Origin of the sequence: Lutibacter sp. (genome assembly GCF_016342705.1) — a bacterium.
Taxonomy (GTDB): domain Bacteria; phylum Bacteroidota; class Bacteroidia; order Flavobacteriales; family Flavobacteriaceae; genus Lutibacter.
This window is the reverse complement of sequence record NZ_JAEINV010000003.1, coordinates 244,788-264,022: the sequence shown is the minus strand read 5'-3', so window position 1 is coordinate 264,022 and position 19,235 is coordinate 244,788. Positions and strand designations below refer to the sequence as shown.

The window sequence follows — 19,235 nt, the reverse complement described above, 5'->3', positions numbered from 1 at the left end:
TTAAAATTGATTTAATAACCGCTTTAAACAATTTTTGTTATGGCATTTATAGATTACTATAAAATTTTAGGCATTGATAAAAATGCAACAGAAAAAGATATTAAAAAAGCTTACAGAAAATTAGCTAGAAAATATCATCCTGATTTAAATCCAAATAATAAGGAAGCCGAAAAAAACTTCAAAGAAATTAATGAAGCTAACGAAGTTTTGAGTAATGCAGAAAACAGAAAAAAGTATGATAAATACGGTAAAGATTGGGAACATGCAGAACACTTTGAAAAAGCCGAACAAGAACAGCAATATAGGAGAAGTTATCAACAAAAATCCTCAAGAGGTTTTAATGAAAGTGATTATTCAGACTTTTTTGAATCTATGTTTGGAGGCAGAACTTCCGGAAGAAGAAGCAGTAATGTTCAATTTAAAGGACAAGATTTTAATGCTGAACTTCAACTTAACTTAACGGATGTTTATACAACACATAAACAAACCTTAACGATAAATGGAAAAAGTATAAGATTAACCATTCCGGCTGGCGTAAAAAATGGTCAGGTTATCAGAATTAAAGGCCACGGCGGAGCAGGAATAAATGGCGGTCCAAATGGCGATTTGCATATTAAATTTTCAATAATAAATAATACAACGTTTAAATTAGACCAAGATAATCTTTATAAAACAATTGATTTAGACTTATACAAAGCCATTTTAGGTGGTGATATTACGGTTGATACTTTTGACGGAAAAGTGAAGTTACAAGTAAAACCAGAAACCACAAATGGCACTAAAATAAAATTAAAAGGAAAAGGATTTCCGGTATATAAAAAAGAAGGACAATTTGGAGATTTATTTATTACCTATCAAATAAAAATACCCAAAAACTTAAGTGTAAAAGAAATAGAATTATTTAATGAACTTTCTAAAATAAGAACATAATGACTTTAGATAACTTTATACCAATCAATACCATATGCAACAAATACAATATTGAAATATCTTTTATTAGTAATTTAAATGAGTACGATTTAATTGAAATTGTAACTATTGAACATGTTGAATATATGCATCAGGATAAAATAAGTGATCTTGAAAAAATTATAAGAATACATTCTGAATTAGGTGTTAATATAGAAGGAATTGATGTAGTTTTTAATATGCTTTCAAAAATTAACGAATTAGAAAATGAATTAAATTCATTAAAAAATAGACTTGGCTTATATGAAAACTGATTAAATTTTTGTCAAAAAATAAACCTATGGAAGAATTTAAACAAAAAAGAATCTTTACCTCTAAAAAAGTTAAATTTACTAAAGAAGGAATGATTTATTACTCTGGAAACTTTATAAATTCCAGAGAAATTTTTATTCCTTTTGATGAAATAATGATAAATAATATTACGCGTGAATTTATTACCAACAAAATTTTGCTGTGGCTTGCCGTTGGTTTCGGACTGTTTTTTAGTTTTTCATGTTTCAATGTATTTAAATTTCCTGAAGAAACTCTAAACATTATTTTAATAATAAGTGGTATTATTTGTTTGGTTTTTTTAACACTTACTATTTTAAGCCGAAAACATATGCTTTACATTGCCACTTTAAGTGGTTATTTAATTGATTTTTTTGACAACAATCCTTCTAAAGAAATAATGTCTAAATTTTTGCAATCAATTAAAAAACAATCTTATAAATACCTAAAGGAAAAATACACAAAAATTGATGAAGACATCCCTTTTGAAAAACAATTAGATAATTTTATTTTTTTAAGAGATAAAAATGTGATTACGCAAAAAGAATATATAGCTTTAAAAATGAAATTAAAAAATTTGGAACCCGATGTAAAAGGTTTTCGAAATTAATATATTAGTATTTACCCAAACTTAATAAAACTAACGTACAAGCTCTTTCAAAAGAGATACCGTTTTTAGTTAATAGTGCTTCAAAATCACTATTTTCAGTACCGGGATTAAACAATACTCTATTTGGTTTTAAACTTAAAATATAGTTATAATATTCAACCTGATTTTTAGCGCTTAAATAAAGCGTAACAGTATCAATATCAACAAATTTTTTTTTTATAATTTCCATTTTAACGCCATCAACCTCACCAGTTTTAATTCCAATTGCAACTACATCAATACCTTTATTTAACAATCTTTTTATAGCAATATTTGAGTATCTATCAGGATTTTCAGATGCTCCTAATACTAATGTCTTTTTCATAATTTATTTTAATTTCATTAAAATGGTTAAAAGAAGTAACATTTTTAAATAAATAGCGTCTTATAGTTATAGTAAAATATAGGTGCAGTTTTATTTAGAAAAAAATTTGTAAAAAACATTAACATTTACTTAACTAATTAATATTAAGCACTATAAAATAAAATTGTTAATTCGCAGTTGTAAAACTAGCATATAAAACATATTTAAAAAGATACGTTAATTGTTTGAATTAGTTAAAAAATAATCTTTTTAAAAAAGCCTCTAAACTTGCATTTTAGAGGCTTTTAAATTTTATTAAACTTATGTAATTACCAACGTATTATAACACTTCCCCAAGTAAATCCACTACCAAAAGCAGCTAAAACAACTAAATCATTGTCTTTAATTTTACCTTTTTCCCAAGCCTCTGTTAATGCAATTACAACAGATGCCGCAGTTGTATTACCGTACTTCATAATATTATTATAAATTTGGTCATCTTCTAATCTAAATTTCTTTTGAATAAATTGAGAGATACGCAAATTAGCTTGATGTGGAATTAACATATTAATATCCGAAACTTGTAAATTATTTTTTTCTAAACCTGCCATTATAGCTTCAGAAAAACGAACAACTGCATGTTTAAATACAAATGTTCCATTCATGTAAGGAAAATAAGATTCATCGTTTTCATCATTAGCTGCTAAAATTTCAGGAACCCAATGCTTAATACTTGGCGCTAACACAGTTAATTCTTCTGCGTGTGCTCCTTCTGAAAAAAGATGTGATGATAAAATTCCTTTTGAATTATCTTCAGTTCTAGACAGAACTACTGCTCCTGCTCCATCTCCAAAAATTACAGAAACACCTCTTCCTCTAGTTGTTTTATCTAAACCTCCTGAATGAAATTCAGAACCTACAACTAAAACGTTTTTATACATTCCTGTTTTAATAAACTGATCAGCAACAGAAATTGCATATATAAATCCCGAACATTGATTTCTAACATCCAATGCTCCAACAGTATTCATATCTAACATATTTTGAATTTGCACACCACAACCAGGGAAATAGTAATCTGGGCTTAAAGTAGCAAAAACAATAAAATCTATATCTTTTGAAGTCAATCCTGCACGCTCAATAGCTATTCTTGAAGCTTTTGCTCCCATAACCGCAGATGTATCTTCGCTTCCTTCTGGAATCCATCTACGTTCTTGTATTCCTGTACGTTCCTGAATCCACTCATCATTTGTATCCATCATTTTGGACAAATCTTCATTTGTAACTACATTATCAGGCACATAGAAACCAAGTCCAGTTATTTTAGAATTATACATATTTTTTTATTTTGGTTTTAATTTAACTCTTCAAACATACTAAAATCTACAATGGAATACAACTATAATTATATCGCCTAACTATCTGAAAAAATTTAAAAAAATGATTATAGCAATATAGCATTAAAACGTTAATATATTTTCATGAATTCATCAATATTTTTTTTCTCAATATTGGGCACATAAGCTTTATCGGATGCAAATCCAACAGGTAATAACAAAAATGCGCGTTCATTCTCAGGTCTATTTAATATTTTTTCTAAAAAACGCATAGGGCTTGGTGTGTGTGTTAAAGTAACTAATCCTGCATTATGAATGGCAGAAATTAGGAAACCACAAGCCAAACCAACAGATTCGTTCACATAATAATTTTGATGCTTAATCCCTTTTTCATCTATTTCATATGGTCTCTTAAAAACAATAATTAAATAAGGTGCAATTTCTAAAAAAGGTTTTTCAGCATCTGTCCCTAAATGTTTTAAATCCTTCAACCATGCTTCACTCATTCTTTCACTATAACTTTTTCGTTCCTCTTCTTCAGCTGCTTCTCTAATTTTCTTTTTAATATCAGCACTTTTTACAACGCAAAAAGTCCAAGGCTGCTTGTTTGCTCCAGAAGGTGCTGCTGAAGCAGTTTTTATTAAATTTTCAATTATTTCAATAGGAAATGATTTATTTGAGAAATCTCTAATTGACCTTCTTTTTAGTATCTTTTCTAAATACTTTTCAGATTTTTCCAGCATTTCTTCTTCAGATAGTTTTTGGTCACCATATTTTAAATGTTTAAAACCATTTATTAAAATAAAATCATCCGTTTGCTTCATTATTAAACTTTTTAAAGTACTTCCTAAACTATTAATTATTATTAGTTGGAATAACACTCATTGCATATTCCGAAATTGCTGTTATAGTTAAAGATGGATTTACGCCTGGATTTGCTGAAATTATGGAGCCATCACAAACCATCATATTTTTATAACCAAATATGCAACAATTTTTATCAATTACTCCTGTTAATTCGTTTTCTCCCATTACTGCGCCTCCCAAAATATGAGCTGTAGTTGGAGTTCCTAAAATGGCATCCGTAATATTTGCAAATGGAATTCCCTTAACTTTTTTCCCAAATTTTTTTCCAAAATCAAGTGCTTCAGGAATAAAAGCTGTGGCTTTTTCTCCCTTTTCTCTTTTGGTTTTCATTTTTGTAATATTTCCCAATTTTAGTTGAAGCGTACTATCTAAGGTTTGCATAAACAATAAAACTGTGGTTCGTTTGGCATAATTTTTAGCAAAAATAGTTTTAAACAGTCTTATAGGTTGTTTTAATGCTAAACCTAAAACTCCAAAAACACGGATTAAAATAAATTTACTATGAATTATTGGCATGGTAAGAATTTTGAAAAAACTAGATCCTTCTCCATATCTAACAGGTTCTAAATGACTATTTTCATCGGTATGTAAAATAGACCCTATTGCCAATCCTTTTGAGTAATCTTTTGGATTTTTTTCGGTTGAAGTTACCACCAATAACGATTCATTATTAGTTCTAATATTACAACCAACCATATCTGATAAATTTGGTAACGATTTTTCTTTAAGCGCTAATAATAAAGGAACAGTTCCTAAAACTCCTCCCGAAAAAATGACTCCTTTTGCTGTAACACTTCCATTTTCCTTTGTCCCTAAACTTGATTTAAATGAAATTTTATAGCCATCAGATCCGTCTTCATTTCCCAAAAATGTTACGTTAACTACTTCTTTTTCAGCCAAAATTTTGGCACCTAACTGTTGCGCTAAATACAAATAATTTTTATCTAACGTGTTTTTGGCGTTAAATCTACAGCCTGTCATACAAGCTCCGCAATGTGTACAGCCGGTTCTGTCAGGTCCTTTTCCATTAAAATAAGGGTCTTCAACTTTTTTTCCCGCTTCACCGAAATAAACCGCCACTTTTGTAGCTTCAAAATGAGCTTCCTTACCTATTTCTTTGGCAATGTCTTGCAAGGTTAAATCGGCGGAAAATAATGTTGGATTTACATTAGCACCTAACATTTTATACCCCGTTTCATAAAATGGGGTCAACAATTCTTCCCAATTATTTAATTTTGACCAACTACCGGAATTAAAAAATTCTTTCTTTGGAACAGGTAACGTATTTGCATAGGTTAATGATCCTCCTCCAACTCCAACACCAGACAAAACTGTTACGTGATTTAAAAAGGTCATTTTAAAAAACCCTTGCAATCTTAATTTAGGTTCCCAAATCCACTTCTTAATATTCCAGTTGTTTTTAGGGAAATCTTCACTTTTAAACCATTTTCCCTTTTCAATAACCAATACTTTATATCCTTTTTCCGATAAGCGCAATGCACTCACAGAACCACCAAAACCACTGCCAATTATAACATAATCATAGTCTAAATTCATTATTAAATACGCTTAAAAATTAAATTAAAAGAGTTCATTTTTCAAAAAACAAGATACTACTTTTTGGCAAAAAAGTGTCAGTTTGTCACAATTTATTGTTTGGTATTCTATTTGACTATAAACAAGCATTCATAATAAATTAAAAAATATACACATATGGCAACTGGAAATATAAATGTAACGGCAGAAAATATTTTTCCTATTATTAAAAAATTCTTGTATTCTGATCACGAAATATTTTTACGTGAATTAATTTCTAACGCAACTGATGCAACTTTAAAATTAAAACACCTATCAACTTTAGGTGAAATAAAAGGTGATATTGGAAAACCAATGATTGAAATTAAAGTTGATAAGGATAAAAAAGAAATTAGAATTATTGACCAAGGAATTGGTATGACTGGTGAAGAAGTTGAAAAATACATAAACCAAGTAGCTTTTTCTGGAGCTGAAGAATTTGTTGAAAAATACAAAGATAAAGTAGAAGATTCAGGAATAATTGGGCATTTTGGGTTAGGATTTTACTCGTCATTTATGGTAGCGAGTAAAGTTGAAATTTATTCAAAATCGTTTGCTGAAGACTCAAAAGCAGTACGTTGGGAATGTGATGGAAGTCCAAAATACACTTTAGAAGAAACAGACAGAACCGAAAGAGGAACTGAAATTGTGTTACATATTGATGATGATTCTTTAGAGTTTTTAGAAGAAAGTAGAATAACACAACTTTTAAATAAATACAACAAGTTTATGCCTATTCCAATTAAATTTGGAACAAAGGAAGAAACTTTACCATTACCAGAAGGTGCTGCTGAAGATGCAAAACCTGAAAAAATTACAGTAGATAATATTGTAAATAATCCAACACCAGCATGGACAAAAAGTCCAACCGATTTAAAAGATGAAGATTATAAAGAGTTTTACAGAGAATTGTATCCTATGCAATTTGAAGAGCCTTTATTTAACATTCACTTAAATGTAGATTATCCGTTTAACCTTACAGGAATTTTATATTTTCCTAAAATTAGCAAAAACGTAGATCCAACAAAAGATAGAATTCAATTATACCAAAATCAAGTATTTGTAACGGATAATGTGGAAGGAATTGTACCAGATTTCTTACAAATGTTGCGTGGTGTTATAGATTCTCCAGATATTCCTTTAAACGTTTCTCGTTCTTATTTACAAGCTGATGGAGCTGTTAAAAAAATATCAAGTTACATTACTCGTAAAGTCGCAGATAAATTAGTGAGTCTGTTTAAAAACGACCGTAAAGCTTTTGAAGAAAAGTGGAATGATATTAAAATTATTATTGAATACGGAATGCTTTCAGAAGAGAAATTCTTTGAAAAATCTGACAAATTTGCATTATTCCCAACAGTAGATAAAGAGTACTTTATTTTAGATGAGTTAATTGAAAAAATTAAACCAGCACAAACTGATAAAGATGACAAAATTGTAATTTTATATGCTTCAGACGAAAAAGCACAACACAGTTATATTGATGCTGCTAAAGAAAAGGGATATGAAGTTTTATTGTTAGATTCTCCTATTGTTTCACATTTAATTCAAAAATTAGAAAGCAGCAAAGAAAACATTCATTTTGCAAGAGTTGATGCAGATCATATTGATAATTTAATCAACAAAAATGAAGATAAAATTAGCAAGCTTTCTGATGAAGAAAAGGAAACTTTAAAACCTATTATTGAAAATGCCATTCCAAAAAAAACATACACTGTTCAATTGGAAGCGTTGGATTCAAATGCAAATCCATTTATAATTACGCAACCTGAATTTATGCGTAGAATGAAAGAAATGCAAGCATCTGGTGGTGGTGGATTTATGGGAATGGGTGATTTTCCAGAAATGTACAATCTTGTTGTAAATACCAACAACGAATTAATTGGTGAAATTTTAAATACCAAAACAGAAAAGAAACAAGAGCGTTTAATTAAACAAGCTTTTGATTTGGCTCGTTTATCACAAAACCTTTTAAAAGGTGAAGAATTAACAAACTTCATAAAACGTAGTTTCCAAATGATAAAATAAATCACAAAATAGTTTAACAAACAATTATAAAAGCTTCAATTTCTATTGAAGCTTTTTTTGTTATTTTTATCACCAAATTGTAAATCTCTAAAATTGGCACTTTTATTGTAGTTATATTTTAAACTAAATTTAAAAATGAAATTTCAATATTTATTATTTTTTCTATTAATTAGCTTTACGTCTATTAATTTATTTTCGCAAAGTGATACTTCAAAAATCAAAAAAATTGATAATGAAGTAGCACTTCCAACAAATAGTGGACAATTAAAAGTAGATTTTTCAAAAGTAAAAGTAAATCCAAATACCAATTTAAATCTTAAAATTGATGAAAAAGTAAATACAGAAGCTATCAATAAAAATTTAAGTAAATATAACACCACAAATAATTCTAATTTTTTACTCGAAACTTTGCCTGAAGACCGAGATATTACAGGAAAAAAATATTGGAATAATAAAGATGTAACTCACGAAAAATTAAAAACAGCTGTAAGTTTAGGAACCTTAAATAGTAAAACAAAAACTGTAAAAATTGAATGTAGAGATTACAGTTATGTTGATGGAGATAGAATACGAATTTACCTTAATGAAAATGTTGTTAGTGATAATATTGGTTTAAAAGGTAATTACTATGTATATTACCTAACGCTAGAAAAAGGCTATAATAAAATTGATTTTCAAGCACTTAATCAAGGTTTATCTGGCCCAAATACTGCTGAATTAAATGTTTATGATGCTAACGGAACTCTTATTTCTTCAAAAGAATGGGGTTTAGCAACCGGAGAAGTTGCAACTTTAGGCGTTTTATATTATTAAAAAAATTATGGTTCTTTCTGCATCTGGCATTATAATTCAAAGAAAAAAAATACTACTGCTACAACGCTCCAATTACACACAATTGTATGCTGGTTATTGGGGTTGCCCAGGTGGAAGAGCTGAAAACGGGGAAACTGCTGAAGAAAACGTAATAAGAGAAGTAAAAGAAGAATGTAATTTAGATTTTACACCTACCGAGATTATTAAAACTGGCGATTGGCAGGGTAGAAAATTTTACCGGTTTTTAGGAAACTGGACTGGTGAAATTAAAATTCAGGAAGAAGAAGTGATTGATTATAATTGGTTTTCATTTGAAGAAACTCAAAAAATAGAATTAGCTTTTGATTATAAAGAAATAGTTGCGCTCATCCGTAAAAAAAATTTAATTTAAAATTTAATTCTCCGTTTTTTAATAGTTGAAATTGTAACTTATTATCTTTACCAATATTAACAAAAGTAAACTACCTAACATTAAAATTCTGCATATACATATTGTTCCTAAAAACATAGAAAATATTCGAATACAGGAATATGCACCTTCAATTTTCAAAGAATTTATTCCTTCAAAAAGTGGAATTAAAAAAGCCATTAAAAAGGAATTATTTTTAGTGAACGGACAAACTGCTCTAACTGGAACTTGGGTAAATTCCGAGCAAATTATTGAACTTATTGATGATCCATCAAACAAACCAAAAGTTTTTGAATACAATTTAGAAGTTGTTTTTGAAGATGAACATATTGCTGTAATAAATAAACCACCCGGAATTACTGTGAGTGGAAATTCATTTAAAACTATTTTTAACGCTCTTCCTTTTAATTTAAAAGAAAGTACAGAAGCCGATAAACTGTTTAAACCTACTCCTGTTCATAGATTAGACAATCAAACGTCTGGTATTTTGCTAGTTGCAAAAACAAAAACTGCTCAAATTGAATTAGGAAACCAGTTTAGAAATAAAACTATTCAAAAAAAATATTGTGCAATTGTTGTTGGAAAAGTAGCAAAAAACAGCACTATTAATACACCTATAGAAAACAAAATAGCCGAAACAAGTTTTGAAATTATTGAAGTTGTAAAATCTTTAAAATACAATGAATTAAGCTTTTTAAAAGTATCACCAAAAACAGGAAGAACACACCAAATTAGAATTCACTTAGCATCTATTTTCCACCCAATTTTAGGTGATAAATTATATGGAAACGCTGAAAAAATTCACAAAGGAAAAGGACTGTTTTTAGCGGCAACTGAAATTACCTTTTTACATCCAAAAACAACTACTACTATAAATTTTAAAATAGCTATTCCAAACAAATTTAATTCACTTTTAATTCGTGAAAAAAGACGCTGGAACAGCTATAATAATTAATTTTTAGCTAAAAATAGTATTTAAAACTTGTGCCAATCTAACTCCCCCAACTTGTAATTGAGATCGCACTAATTCAAAATTGGTATACATATAATTGTATCCTAATTTTTCTCCAACCTCAGCAGAGCCATAAACTTTAATTGCTAATTGTTGCGTCTCATTAGCCCAATCTGCAACAGTACCGTTCTGAAGGTATTTAATTTGCTCTTTTGAAATTTTATCGGTATTTCCTGCCAATTCAGTAAAAGTCATATTATAATGTTCTATCATTTTAGAATCCCAAACAGAATGTAAATTAGTTCCATCATTAAACCACCTTACCTGTATGTCGTTACCTCCTTTATCTTCTGATCTACCCACGTGCATTGGCTGGTGTAAATCACCAATTAAATGCACTAACAGTTTTAAATAAAAAACTTTATCTTCCTTTTTGGAATTTTTATCTAATAAAACTTGCTTACACTTTTCTATACCAGAAACTAAATCTCCGTTCTCATTTTTTTCAGAATCTTCATATTTCACATCAAAAGGCATATTTATATAATGCCATGTATAAAATTCATTATATCTTTTATCAGATTTTATATCATCTCCAAAAGTTGAAACCAAAGCTAAACTCTGGCCGTCAAGTAATTCTTCAATTTTTCGTTTTGCTTTAGACGATAAATAATCTTCTGCAATTTTACCTATTGTTCTATGCCCTGTTACACCCCAAAATGGGTTTGAAGCATTTAATACTGGCAAAACAAATACAAAAGCTACTAAAATAAGAATCGATTTATATGTTTTCATTAAAAATATTTTTATGCAAAGATAAAAATAATGTTAATCAATTATTTGTATTTCATATTTATATTTTTCATATCTTTATGATATCATTTTAATATTACAAAAAATTAATACCATGACACAAGAAAAAATTATTAAATTATCCAACGGCTATTTTATGTTGCTGTTATTATTTCTTTTTATTGCTGGCGCAATAGTTAGTTTAGTTAATTCAATTATTAGCCTATTTCTTACTTTTATAGCACTAACAATTATACTGCTTCCAGGTTTCTTTTTAGTAAACCCAAACACTTCAAAAGTGATATTATTATTCGGAAAATACATTGGAACAGTAAAAGAAAACGGTTTTTATTGGGCAAACCCTTTTTACACAAAAAAAGGTATATCATTACGAGCATGTAATTTTGATAGCGAGCGCGTAAAAGTAAATGACAAACTGGGAAACCCAATAATGATTAGCACCATTGCTGTCTGGAAAGTAAAAGATACTTACAAAGCTGCTTTTGATGTTGATAATTACGAAAATTTTGTTCGTGTACAATCAGATGCTGCAGTAAGAAAATTAGCTAGTCTATATCCATACGATAACTTTGAAGATGATGGAAAAGCTGAAGAAATTACATTAAGAGCTAGTGTTAATGAAGTTAGTCAGGCGCTTGAAGAAGAATTATCTGAACGTTTAGAAATGGCTGGAATTGAAGTTTTAGAAGCAAGAATTGGATATTTAGCCTATGCTCAGGAAATAGCTAGCGCTATGTTAAAAAGGCAACAAGCAACTGCAATTATTGCTGCGCGTCATAAAATTGTTGAAGGAGCCGTAAGTATGGTTGAAATGGCTTTGGATAAACTAAGTAAAAATAACGTTGTAGAATTAGATGAAGAACGAAAAGCAGCTATGGTTAGCAATTTAATGGTAGTACTCTGTTCTGATAAAGATGTAGCACCAATTGTAAATACCGGAACTTTAAACCACTAAAAATGATCACTTTTTTACTTTACATTATTGCCATTATATACGCAACAATTTCAATATTAATTTAACAACTTATGAAAGAATATAAAATTATAAAAAAAGGAATGTGGGGAAAAGATGCAGATTTTGAAGAGAACTTAAATCAATTAGCTAGAGAAGGTTGGATTGTAAACAGCGTTACTCACCATGGTGGAAGTTTTATGAAAGCACTATTAGAAAGAGAAAAAAATAGATAATAATGAAGATTTTTATTGAAGAACAAAAATTCAATCAAAAATTAGTTTTTATTGGATTAACAATGGCATTTATAATAGTTTCCATTGCAACCTACTCCAATTGGAATGTAATTGAAAATGAAAATTTAAGTAGTAAAATTGGCTCTTTAAGTGGCGTAATTATAATTTTATTGGTGATGCTACTTTTTATATATCTAAAATTAAATACCAGAATTGATGAAATAGGAATTCATTACCAATTTTATCCGTTTCATTTAAAATACAAAACAATTCCTTGGAATTTAATTTCAAAATGTTATTTAAGAAAATACGACGCTATTTCAGAATATGGTGGTTGGGGTTTGAAACTTAGCTTTTTTAAAAAACGAGGGAAATGTGTGACCACAAAAGGAGATACGGGAATTCAATTAGAGTTGAAAAGTGGAAAAAAAATACTAATAGGAACGCAATTAAAAGAAGAATTACAAAAAACTTTAAACAACTACCAATATAAAATCTCATGAAATTAAAAACACTAATAGCAGTCCTTATTTTTTTTATGAGCAATTTATATGCCCAAGAAAAAAATTATATCTCACAGGAAGTTAGTATCCCTTCAAAAAACATACATTTAAACGGCACACTTTTAAATCCAACTTCAAAAGGAAAAAAACCTTTGGTAATATTAATTCCTGGTTCTGGACCTACTGATAGAAATGGAAATAATGCAGCAATGACTAATAATTCACTAAAATACTTAGCGGAAGAATTAGCTGAGAGCCATATTGCTTCTTACAGATTTGATAAAAGTGTCCTTTCTTATACAAAAGATGATAAAGCAAAAATTGACTCTATTAGTTTTAACACCTTTATTGATGAAGCTAAAACAGTAATTCAATATTTTAAAAACACAAAAAAGTATTTAAAAATAATAGTAGCAGGCCATAGCCAAGGAAGTTTAGTTGGTATGATTGCTTCAGAAAATAAAGTTGATGCATTTATTTCTTTAGCTGGAGCTGGCAGAAGTATTGATGAAATTTTAATAGAACAAATTGGTAAACAAGCGCCCTTTTTAGTGGCAGATACAGAAAAAGTATTAAACGAGTTAAAAAAAGGAAATACTGTTGAGGAGTTTAATCCTTTGTTAATTTCAATATTTAATAAATCGGTACAACCATTTTTAATATCGTGGATTAAATACAATCCACAAGAAGAAATTAAAAAATTAACCATCCCAATTTTAATTATAAATGGTTCAAAAGATATTCAGGTTTCAAATTTAGATGCTGAATTATTACATAAATCCAATCCTAACTCACGGCTAAAAATTATAGCTGAAATGAACCATATTTTTAAAGAAATAAAAGGTGACACCACAGAAAACATGAGCTCTTATAACAATCCAGATTTACCAATAAAGCAGGAATTGTTAACAATTATCACGACCTTTGTAAACGAATTAAAATAATATGTCAAAGAAAAAAGCATTTGCATTACGCATTAACGAAGATATACTCAAAGCTGTTGAAAAATGGGCGGCTGACGAGTTTCGTTCCACTAACGGACAGTTAGAATGGATGCTCAATCAATGCCTAAAAGACGCAAACAGATTACCAAAAAAAAATAACCAAAAAAATAATGTTTAAGATTACAAACGCCACAAAAAAAAACGCACTTCTAAATGAAGTTATTATTACTAATGAAACTTTAAAATTAAACTGTTCCATTTATCCAAATTTAGGAGCTTCTATCCAAAAATTAAATTCAAACGAAATTGAAATAATTGATGGAATTACTAATAATGAAAAAGGACTTGAATTGTACAAAAATAAATTTAACTCCTCGTTTTTATTTCCTTCACCAAATAGAATTGCAGATGGAAAATACAGTTTTAATAAGGTTGATTATCAACTAGAATGTAATGAAACTAGTTTAAATAATTCCTTACACGGTCATATCTACAATAAATCGTTTAACGTAACTAAAACTGAAACATCAGAAAATTTAGCAATTGTAACTTTTAGTTATAAAAATAATGGAACAATTACAGGTTTTCCATTTTCATATCAATTGGATATTACCTACACATTTTCAGAAAATAATTTACAATTAGATTTTAAAGTCACAAATTTAGATGAACAAGAATTTCCATTTGGACTTGGTTGGCATCCATATTTTAAAGTAAAAAACTTATCATCTAGCACCTTAAATTTTGATGGAAACACAAAATACTTTTTAAATAAGCAAATGATTCCTCAACAAGAAATTGAATTACCATTTAAAACACCACTAACTTTAGGATCTATTTTTTTAGATGATTGTTTTTTGATAAACAAACCACTAACTTTATTTAAATGTGATGATTACAACATTGAAATAGACTTTTCTTCAGAAAACAAAAAAAGTTTTCTTCAAGTGTACACACCAAATACAAGAGATTGCATAGCTATTGAACCTATGACATGTGCTCCAAATAGTTTTAACAACCAAAATGGCTTACTAACATTAAATCCTAATGAAACTTTTGATTGGAAAATAAACTTAAAGTTTTAAAAAACCGCTTAATTGTATATCAAAAAAAACTCCAAATTTTCATTTGGAGTTTTTTTTAAAAAATGTTTTCTATTATTTTTTTGGATGAACCAAAGTCATTTCTTCAATAAGGTTTTTAGCACCTGCATATTTATCAATAATAAATAACACGTAACGAATATCAACCATAATACTGCGTACAATATCTGCATCAAAATACAAATCGCTCATTGTTCCTTCCCAAGTTGTATCAAAAGCTAAACCAATTAAATTACCGTTTCCATCCACAATTGGACTTCCTGAGTTTCCTCCAGTCATATGGTTTGTAGATAAAACATTTACTGGCATTTTACCATTTTCACCGTATTGACCGTAATCTTTTGCATGGTATAAATCTTGTAATTTTTGTGGCACATCAAATTCATAATCTCCAGGAACGTATTTTTCCATTACTCCTTTTAAATATGTTTTAGTTGTATAAGTTACTCCATCTTTTGGACTATAACCTTGTGCCATTCCGTAATTTACACGCAATGTACTATTAGCATCTGGGAAAAAACGTTTGTTTGGAAACACTTCCATTAAAGCTTTCATATATTCTTTTTGAAGTGCTTCAATTTGTAAATTTAATGCTTGGAATTTAGGCTCTAACTGATTGTAAAAAATACTGTGCAATTCTTTTCCAAATTTATAAGCTTTATCAGCGTTAATTTTTTTAATTACATCTGCAGGTTTACCTGATAATAATTCTTTTGCACCATCAAAAGATGTTAATTTTGAAGTTGCATAAATGTCATTTGCTAATTTTGTATAATTAACATTTTTCATATTTGCAGGCACAAATTCAGTAGGCGTTTTTTCAGCATATAAAGCCACTAATTTTTCAAAAACCGGTTTATCAACGGTTGCGCTATAATTTTTATACGTTCCTTCTAAACTACCTAAAATGTTTTGTCTTGCACTTTCAAAAGCTTGATCTCCTCCTTTTAAATAGGCTTGTTCTAATTGGTAAACTCTAAAAGTAACACCTAATAATTCAACATTTCTGTAAGCAATTTCAATCCAATAATCACGTGCTAAAGAAACGCTTTCAATTTCTTTGTATAATTTTTCGAAATCAGATAACAAGGTTGAATAACCAACTAAATCTTTTTCAGCCACTATTTTAGAGAATTCTACTTCTTCCGCTTTTTTAATATCAATGGCTTTTGTTTGATGAATTCCTTGATTTTCACCAATCCATTTTTTCCAATAATTAGCTGTTGAAGCAAATTTTGATGCATACTTTATTTTAATATCTGCATCTTTACGCATGTAAGAATCAATAATTTTTAAAGCATTGTCTCTCACTTCAATTTTAGCAGGATTCAACACGTTTACAATTTGATCTACAGCTATAGCTGGTAAATATTCATTTGTTCTTCCTGGGAAACCAAAAACCATGGTAAAATCTCTTTCTTCAACTCCATCTAAAGAAATTGGTAAGTAATGAGCTGGTTTGTAAGGCACATTGTCTTTTGAATATTTTGCAGGACGGTTATTTGCATCTGCATACACTCTAAACATAGAAAAATCTCCAGTATGTCTTGGCCACATCCAGTTATCAGTATCAGCTCCAAATTTACCAATTGATGTTGGAGGTGCTCCTACTAAACGTACATCTGTATACTCTTCAGTAACAAATAATAAGTATTGATTTCCTTTATAAAATGAACGAACGTAAGAATCTTGCCATTCTTCTTTTTGAACTTCTTTGTTAACCTTTAAAATATTTTGGTTTACAATTTTCATTTTCTCAGCTTCATCCATATCATCAGAAATACCTTCAAAAACTTGGGTAGTTACATCATCAATTCTTTTAATAAATGTAGCACTTAAACTTTCATTTGGTAATTCTTCTTCATAACTCATGGCCCAAAAACCATCTTTTAAATAATCGTGATCTACTGAAGAATGTGATTGAATAACTCCATAACCACAGTGATGATTTGTTAATAATAATCCGTTTGGTGAAATAATTTCTGAAGTACAACCGCCACCAAAATGCGCAATTGCATCTTTTAAGCTAGAATTATTTACATCGTAAATATCTTTGGCTGTCATTTTACTACCAAGAAATTGCATTTCTTGTTCATTCATTCCTTCTAACAAAGAAGGAACCCACATTCCGCCTTGAATTTTACGCGTATCAACCTTTTCGGAAACCTGCGCTATTGAATTTAGCGATATAAAAAGAACCGCTAGTGCTACATAAAATTTAAAATATCTCATTTTCTATTGTTTAATTTATTTTTTTGGATGTACTAAAGTCATCTCGTTTATTAAGTTTTTTGCTCCTGCAAATTTATCTACTATAAATAATACATAACGAACATCTACCATAATATTTCTACAAATATCTGGATCGTAATTCATATCACTCATTGTTCCTTCCCAAACTCTGTCGAAATTTAATCCAATTAAATTTCCGTGAGCATCAATGGCCGGACTTCCAGAATTTCCTCCTGTTGTATGGTTTGTACCTATAAAACACACTGGCATTTTACCATTTTCTCCGTACTGACCATAATCTTTCGCTTCATATAAATCCAATAGTTTTTGAGGAACATTAAATTCATAATCACCTGGAACATATTTTTCAATAACGCCATCTAAATACGTAGTTGTATTGTAATAAACGCCATCTTTTGGCTCGTAACCTCTTACTTGTCCGTAAGTTACGCGTAATGTACTATTTGCATCTGGAAAGAAACGTTTGTTTGGAAAAACTTCCATTAAAGCTTTCATATATTTCTTTTGAACAGCAACAATTTGTACATTCAACTCTTGAAATTTAGGTTCTAAACTAGTGTAAAACATAGTGTGCCATTCTTTACCAAAAGCAAATGCTCTATCAGCGTTTAGCTTTTTAATAACCTCTTCAGCAGAACCCGATAATAATTCTTTGGCACCTTCTAAAGTCGTTAATTTTGAAGTTGTATAAATATCATTTGTTAAGGTTAAAAAATTAACACCTTTCATATTTGCAGGCAAATATTCTTTTGGTGCTTTTTCTGCATATAAACTTACCAATTTTTCAAAAACTGGTTTATCTACAGTAGCATTGTAATTTTTATAAGTTCCCTCTAATCTACTTAAAGTAGCTTCCCTTGCATTTTCAAATGCTTGCTCTCCACCTCTTAAATATGCTTGTTCTAATTGAAAAACTCTAAAAGTGATTCCTAACAATTCAACATTTCTGTATGCAACTTCAATCCAGTAATCACGTGCTAAAGATACTTTTTCAATTTCTTTATATAAATTTTCAAAATCAGCTAACAAAGTTGAATACCCCACTAAATCTTTTTCAGCTACAATTTTAGAAAACTCAGTTTCTAAATCTCTTTTCTTTTGAATAGCATTCGATTTTTGAATTCCTTGATTTTCACCTATCCATTTTTTCCAATAATTTGCTGTTGAAGCATATTTTGAAGCATACTGAATTTTAATTGCTGGATCTTTTCTCATAAATGAATCAACAATTTTTAAAGCATTATCTCTCACTTCAATTTTTGCTGGATTCAACACATTTACAATTTGGTCAACCGCTACGGCTGGTAAATATTCTTCTGTACTTCCAGGAAAACCAAATACTAACGTAAAATCCTTTTCAGCAACACCATCTAATGAAATTGGCAAATAATGTTTTGGTTTGTATGGAACATTATCTTTTGAATATTCAGCCGGAAGATTATTTGCATCAGCATAAATTCTAAACATAGAAAAATCTCCCGTATGTCTTGGCCACATCCAATTATCCGTATCCGCACCAAATTTTCCAATTGAAGAAGGTGGCGCACCAACTAAACGAACATCTTTAAATATTTCGGTAACAAATAATAGGTATTGGTTTCCATCATAAAAAGATTTTACATTAGCATTTTGCCAAGACTCTTTTTGAGCAGCTTTTGTTGCTTTATCAATATTTTGATCAATCAACTTCATTTTAGAAGCTTCATCCATACTTTCTAAAACGCCCGCAAAAACTTGAGCTGTAACATCATCTATTCTTTTAATAAAAGTTACAGTCATACCTGGATTTGCTAATTCCTCTTCATAGCTTTTTGCCCAAAAACCATTTTCTAAATAATCATGTTCAACTGTAGAATGTGATTGAATTGCTCCAAAACCACAGTGATGATTTGTTAATAATAAGCCGTTTGGCGAAATAATTTCTGAAGTACAACCTCCGTTAAAATGCACAATTGCATCTTTTAAGCTAGAATTATTTACATCATAAATATCTTTGGCAGTCATTTTACTACCAAGCTGCATCATTTCAGTTTCATTCATACCTTCTAATAAAGATGGAATCCACATTCCGCCTTGAATTTCTCTGGCATCTACTTCAACAGTGACAGGTTTTTGTACCGTGGTATTGGCCTCTTGAACAGATTTACAAGAAATTGCAATAAATGCAACAAGTACATAAAGTTTTATATATTTCATTTAGTTAATTTTTTAATTTAACAAATATAAGAAACCAAAAACTCATTTTTTGCGAATAAAGT

20 protein-coding genes are annotated in these 19,235 nt (G+C 29.3%); 13 read left to right on the top strand and 7 right to left on the bottom strand.

What is annotated here, in order from left to right; all coding sequences use genetic code 11:
• The first annotated feature begins 39 nt into the window (after window positions 1-39).
• Genes JEY78_RS04830 through JEY78_RS04820 form a run of 3 tightly spaced genes read left to right on the top strand, consistent with a single transcriptional unit; the run spans window position 40 to window position 1,849 of the window.
• Window positions 40-930 carry a J domain-containing protein gene (locus JEY78_RS04830; RefSeq protein WP_291847349.1) on the top strand — a complete coding sequence of 297 codons (891 nt, stop codon included), beginning with the start codon at window positions 40-42 and terminating at the stop codon, window positions 928-930.
• Window positions 930-1,223 (top strand): chaperone modulator CbpM, encoded by a 294-nt coding sequence (locus JEY78_RS04825; protein ID WP_291847346.1) that lies wholly within the window; start codon window positions 930-932, stop codon window positions 1,221-1,223. Before JEY78_RS04830 ends, JEY78_RS04825 begins: the two co-directional genes overlap by 1 nt.
• 26 nt (window positions 1,224-1,249) lie before the next feature.
• Window positions 1,250-1,849 carry a hypothetical protein gene (locus tag JEY78_RS04820; RefSeq protein ID WP_291847343.1) on the top strand — a complete coding sequence of 200 codons (600 nt, stop codon included), beginning with the start codon at window positions 1,250-1,252 and terminating at the stop codon, window positions 1,847-1,849.
• A gap of 4 nt (window positions 1,850-1,853) precedes the next feature.
• On the opposite strand, the gene JEY78_RS04815 is transcribed toward JEY78_RS04820, so the two are convergent.
• The 4 genes from JEY78_RS04815 to JEY78_RS04800 all read right to left on the bottom strand — a co-directional run bounded on the left by JEY78_RS04815 (window position 1,854) and on the right by JEY78_RS04800 (window position 5,953).
• Window positions 1,854-2,213, bottom strand: coding sequence for a CoA-binding protein (locus tag JEY78_RS04815; RefSeq protein ID WP_291847341.1), 360 nt, complete (start codon window positions 2,211-2,213; stop codon window positions 1,854-1,856).
• 308 nt (window positions 2,214-2,521) lie between these two features.
• Window positions 2,522-3,529 (bottom strand): 3-oxoacyl-ACP synthase III family protein, encoded by a 1,008-nt coding sequence (locus tag JEY78_RS04810; RefSeq protein ID WP_291847339.1) that lies wholly within the window; start codon window positions 3,527-3,529, stop codon window positions 2,522-2,524.
• 131 nt (window positions 3,530-3,660) lie between these two features.
• Window positions 3,661-4,353: a nitroreductase family protein gene (locus JEY78_RS04805; RefSeq protein WP_291847337.1), complete on the bottom strand. Its 693-nt coding sequence runs from the start codon at window positions 4,351-4,353 to the stop codon at window positions 3,661-3,663.
• Between the two features lie 31 nt (window positions 4,354-4,384).
• Window positions 4,385-5,953, bottom strand: coding sequence for a GMC oxidoreductase (locus JEY78_RS04800; RefSeq protein WP_291847336.1), 1,569 nt, complete (start codon window positions 5,951-5,953; stop codon window positions 4,385-4,387).
• Between the two features lie 156 nt (window positions 5,954-6,109).
• Between JEY78_RS04800 and htpG the strand changes: the two genes are divergently transcribed.
• From htpG to JEY78_RS04780, 4 genes are all read left to right on the top strand, one after another.
• Window positions 6,110-7,999 carry a molecular chaperone HtpG gene (htpG, locus tag JEY78_RS04795; protein WP_291847333.1) on the top strand — a complete coding sequence of 630 codons (1,890 nt, stop codon included), beginning with the start codon at window positions 6,110-6,112 and terminating at the stop codon, window positions 7,997-7,999.
• A 135-nt stretch (window positions 8,000-8,134) separates the two neighbouring features.
• Window positions 8,135-8,812 carry a hypothetical protein gene (locus JEY78_RS04790; RefSeq protein ID WP_291847331.1) on the top strand — a complete coding sequence of 226 codons (678 nt, stop codon included), beginning with the start codon at window positions 8,135-8,137 and terminating at the stop codon, window positions 8,810-8,812.
• Between the two features lie 7 nt (window positions 8,813-8,819).
• A complete protein-coding gene (locus JEY78_RS04785; RefSeq protein WP_291847328.1) occupies window positions 8,820-9,203 on the top strand; it encodes an NUDIX domain-containing protein in 384 nt (127 codons plus the stop codon).
• A 40-nt stretch (window positions 9,204-9,243) separates the two neighbouring features.
• Window positions 9,244-10,176, top strand: coding sequence for an RluA family pseudouridine synthase (locus JEY78_RS04780; protein WP_367158766.1), 933 nt, complete (start codon window positions 9,244-9,246; stop codon window positions 10,174-10,176).
• A 3-nt stretch (window positions 10,177-10,179) separates the two neighbouring features.
• Here JEY78_RS04780 and JEY78_RS04775 read toward each other — a convergent pair whose 3' ends face one another.
• A complete protein-coding gene (locus JEY78_RS04775) occupies window positions 10,180-10,968 on the bottom strand; it encodes a S1/P1 nuclease (RefSeq protein WP_291847326.1) in 789 nt (262 codons plus the stop codon).
• Between the two features lie 112 nt (window positions 10,969-11,080).
• Between JEY78_RS04775 and JEY78_RS04770 the strand changes: the two genes are divergently transcribed.
• The 6 genes from JEY78_RS04770 (at window position 11,081) to JEY78_RS04745 (ending at window position 14,706) form a co-directional block, all read left to right on the top strand.
• Entirely contained in the window at window positions 11,081-11,941 is an 861-nt protein-coding gene (locus tag JEY78_RS04770) for an SPFH domain-containing protein (RefSeq protein ID WP_291847323.1), read from the top strand.
• 71 nt (window positions 11,942-12,012) lie between these two features.
• A complete protein-coding gene (locus JEY78_RS04765) occupies window positions 12,013-12,174 on the top strand; it encodes a hypothetical protein (protein ID WP_291847320.1) in 162 nt (53 codons plus the stop codon).
• A gap of 2 nt (window positions 12,175-12,176) precedes the next feature.
• Window positions 12,177-12,677 (top strand): hypothetical protein, encoded by a 501-nt coding sequence (locus JEY78_RS04760; protein ID WP_291847317.1) that lies wholly within the window; start codon window positions 12,177-12,179, stop codon window positions 12,675-12,677.
• Window positions 12,674-13,621 carry an alpha/beta hydrolase gene (locus tag JEY78_RS04755; RefSeq protein ID WP_291847314.1) on the top strand — a complete coding sequence of 316 codons (948 nt, stop codon included), beginning with the start codon at window positions 12,674-12,676 and terminating at the stop codon, window positions 13,619-13,621. Before JEY78_RS04760 ends, JEY78_RS04755 begins: the two co-directional genes overlap by 4 nt.
• Window position 13,622: 1 nt before the next feature.
• Window positions 13,623-13,799 carry an Arc family DNA binding domain-containing protein gene (locus JEY78_RS04750; RefSeq protein WP_291847311.1) on the top strand — a complete coding sequence of 59 codons (177 nt, stop codon included), beginning with the start codon at window positions 13,623-13,625 and terminating at the stop codon, window positions 13,797-13,799.
• Entirely contained in the window at window positions 13,792-14,706 is a 915-nt protein-coding gene (locus JEY78_RS04745; RefSeq protein WP_291847309.1) for an aldose 1-epimerase, read from the top strand. The genes JEY78_RS04750 and JEY78_RS04745 overlap by 8 nt, the downstream gene beginning before the upstream one ends.
• A gap of 72 nt (window positions 14,707-14,778) precedes the next feature.
• Here the strand turns inward: JEY78_RS04745 and JEY78_RS04740 are convergent, their stop codons facing one another.
• Together JEY78_RS04740 and JEY78_RS04735 are read right to left on the bottom strand one after the other, a co-directional pair.
• Window positions 14,779-16,956 carry a S46 family peptidase gene (locus JEY78_RS04740; RefSeq protein WP_291847306.1) on the bottom strand — a complete coding sequence of 726 codons (2,178 nt, stop codon included), beginning with the start codon at window positions 16,954-16,956 and terminating at the stop codon, window positions 14,779-14,781.
• Window positions 16,957-16,971: 15 nt separating this feature from the next.
• Window positions 16,972-19,173 carry a S46 family peptidase gene (locus tag JEY78_RS04735; protein ID WP_291847303.1) on the bottom strand — a complete coding sequence of 734 codons (2,202 nt, stop codon included), beginning with the start codon at window positions 19,171-19,173 and terminating at the stop codon, window positions 16,972-16,974.
• Between the last annotated feature and the right edge of the window lie 62 nt (window positions 19,174-19,235).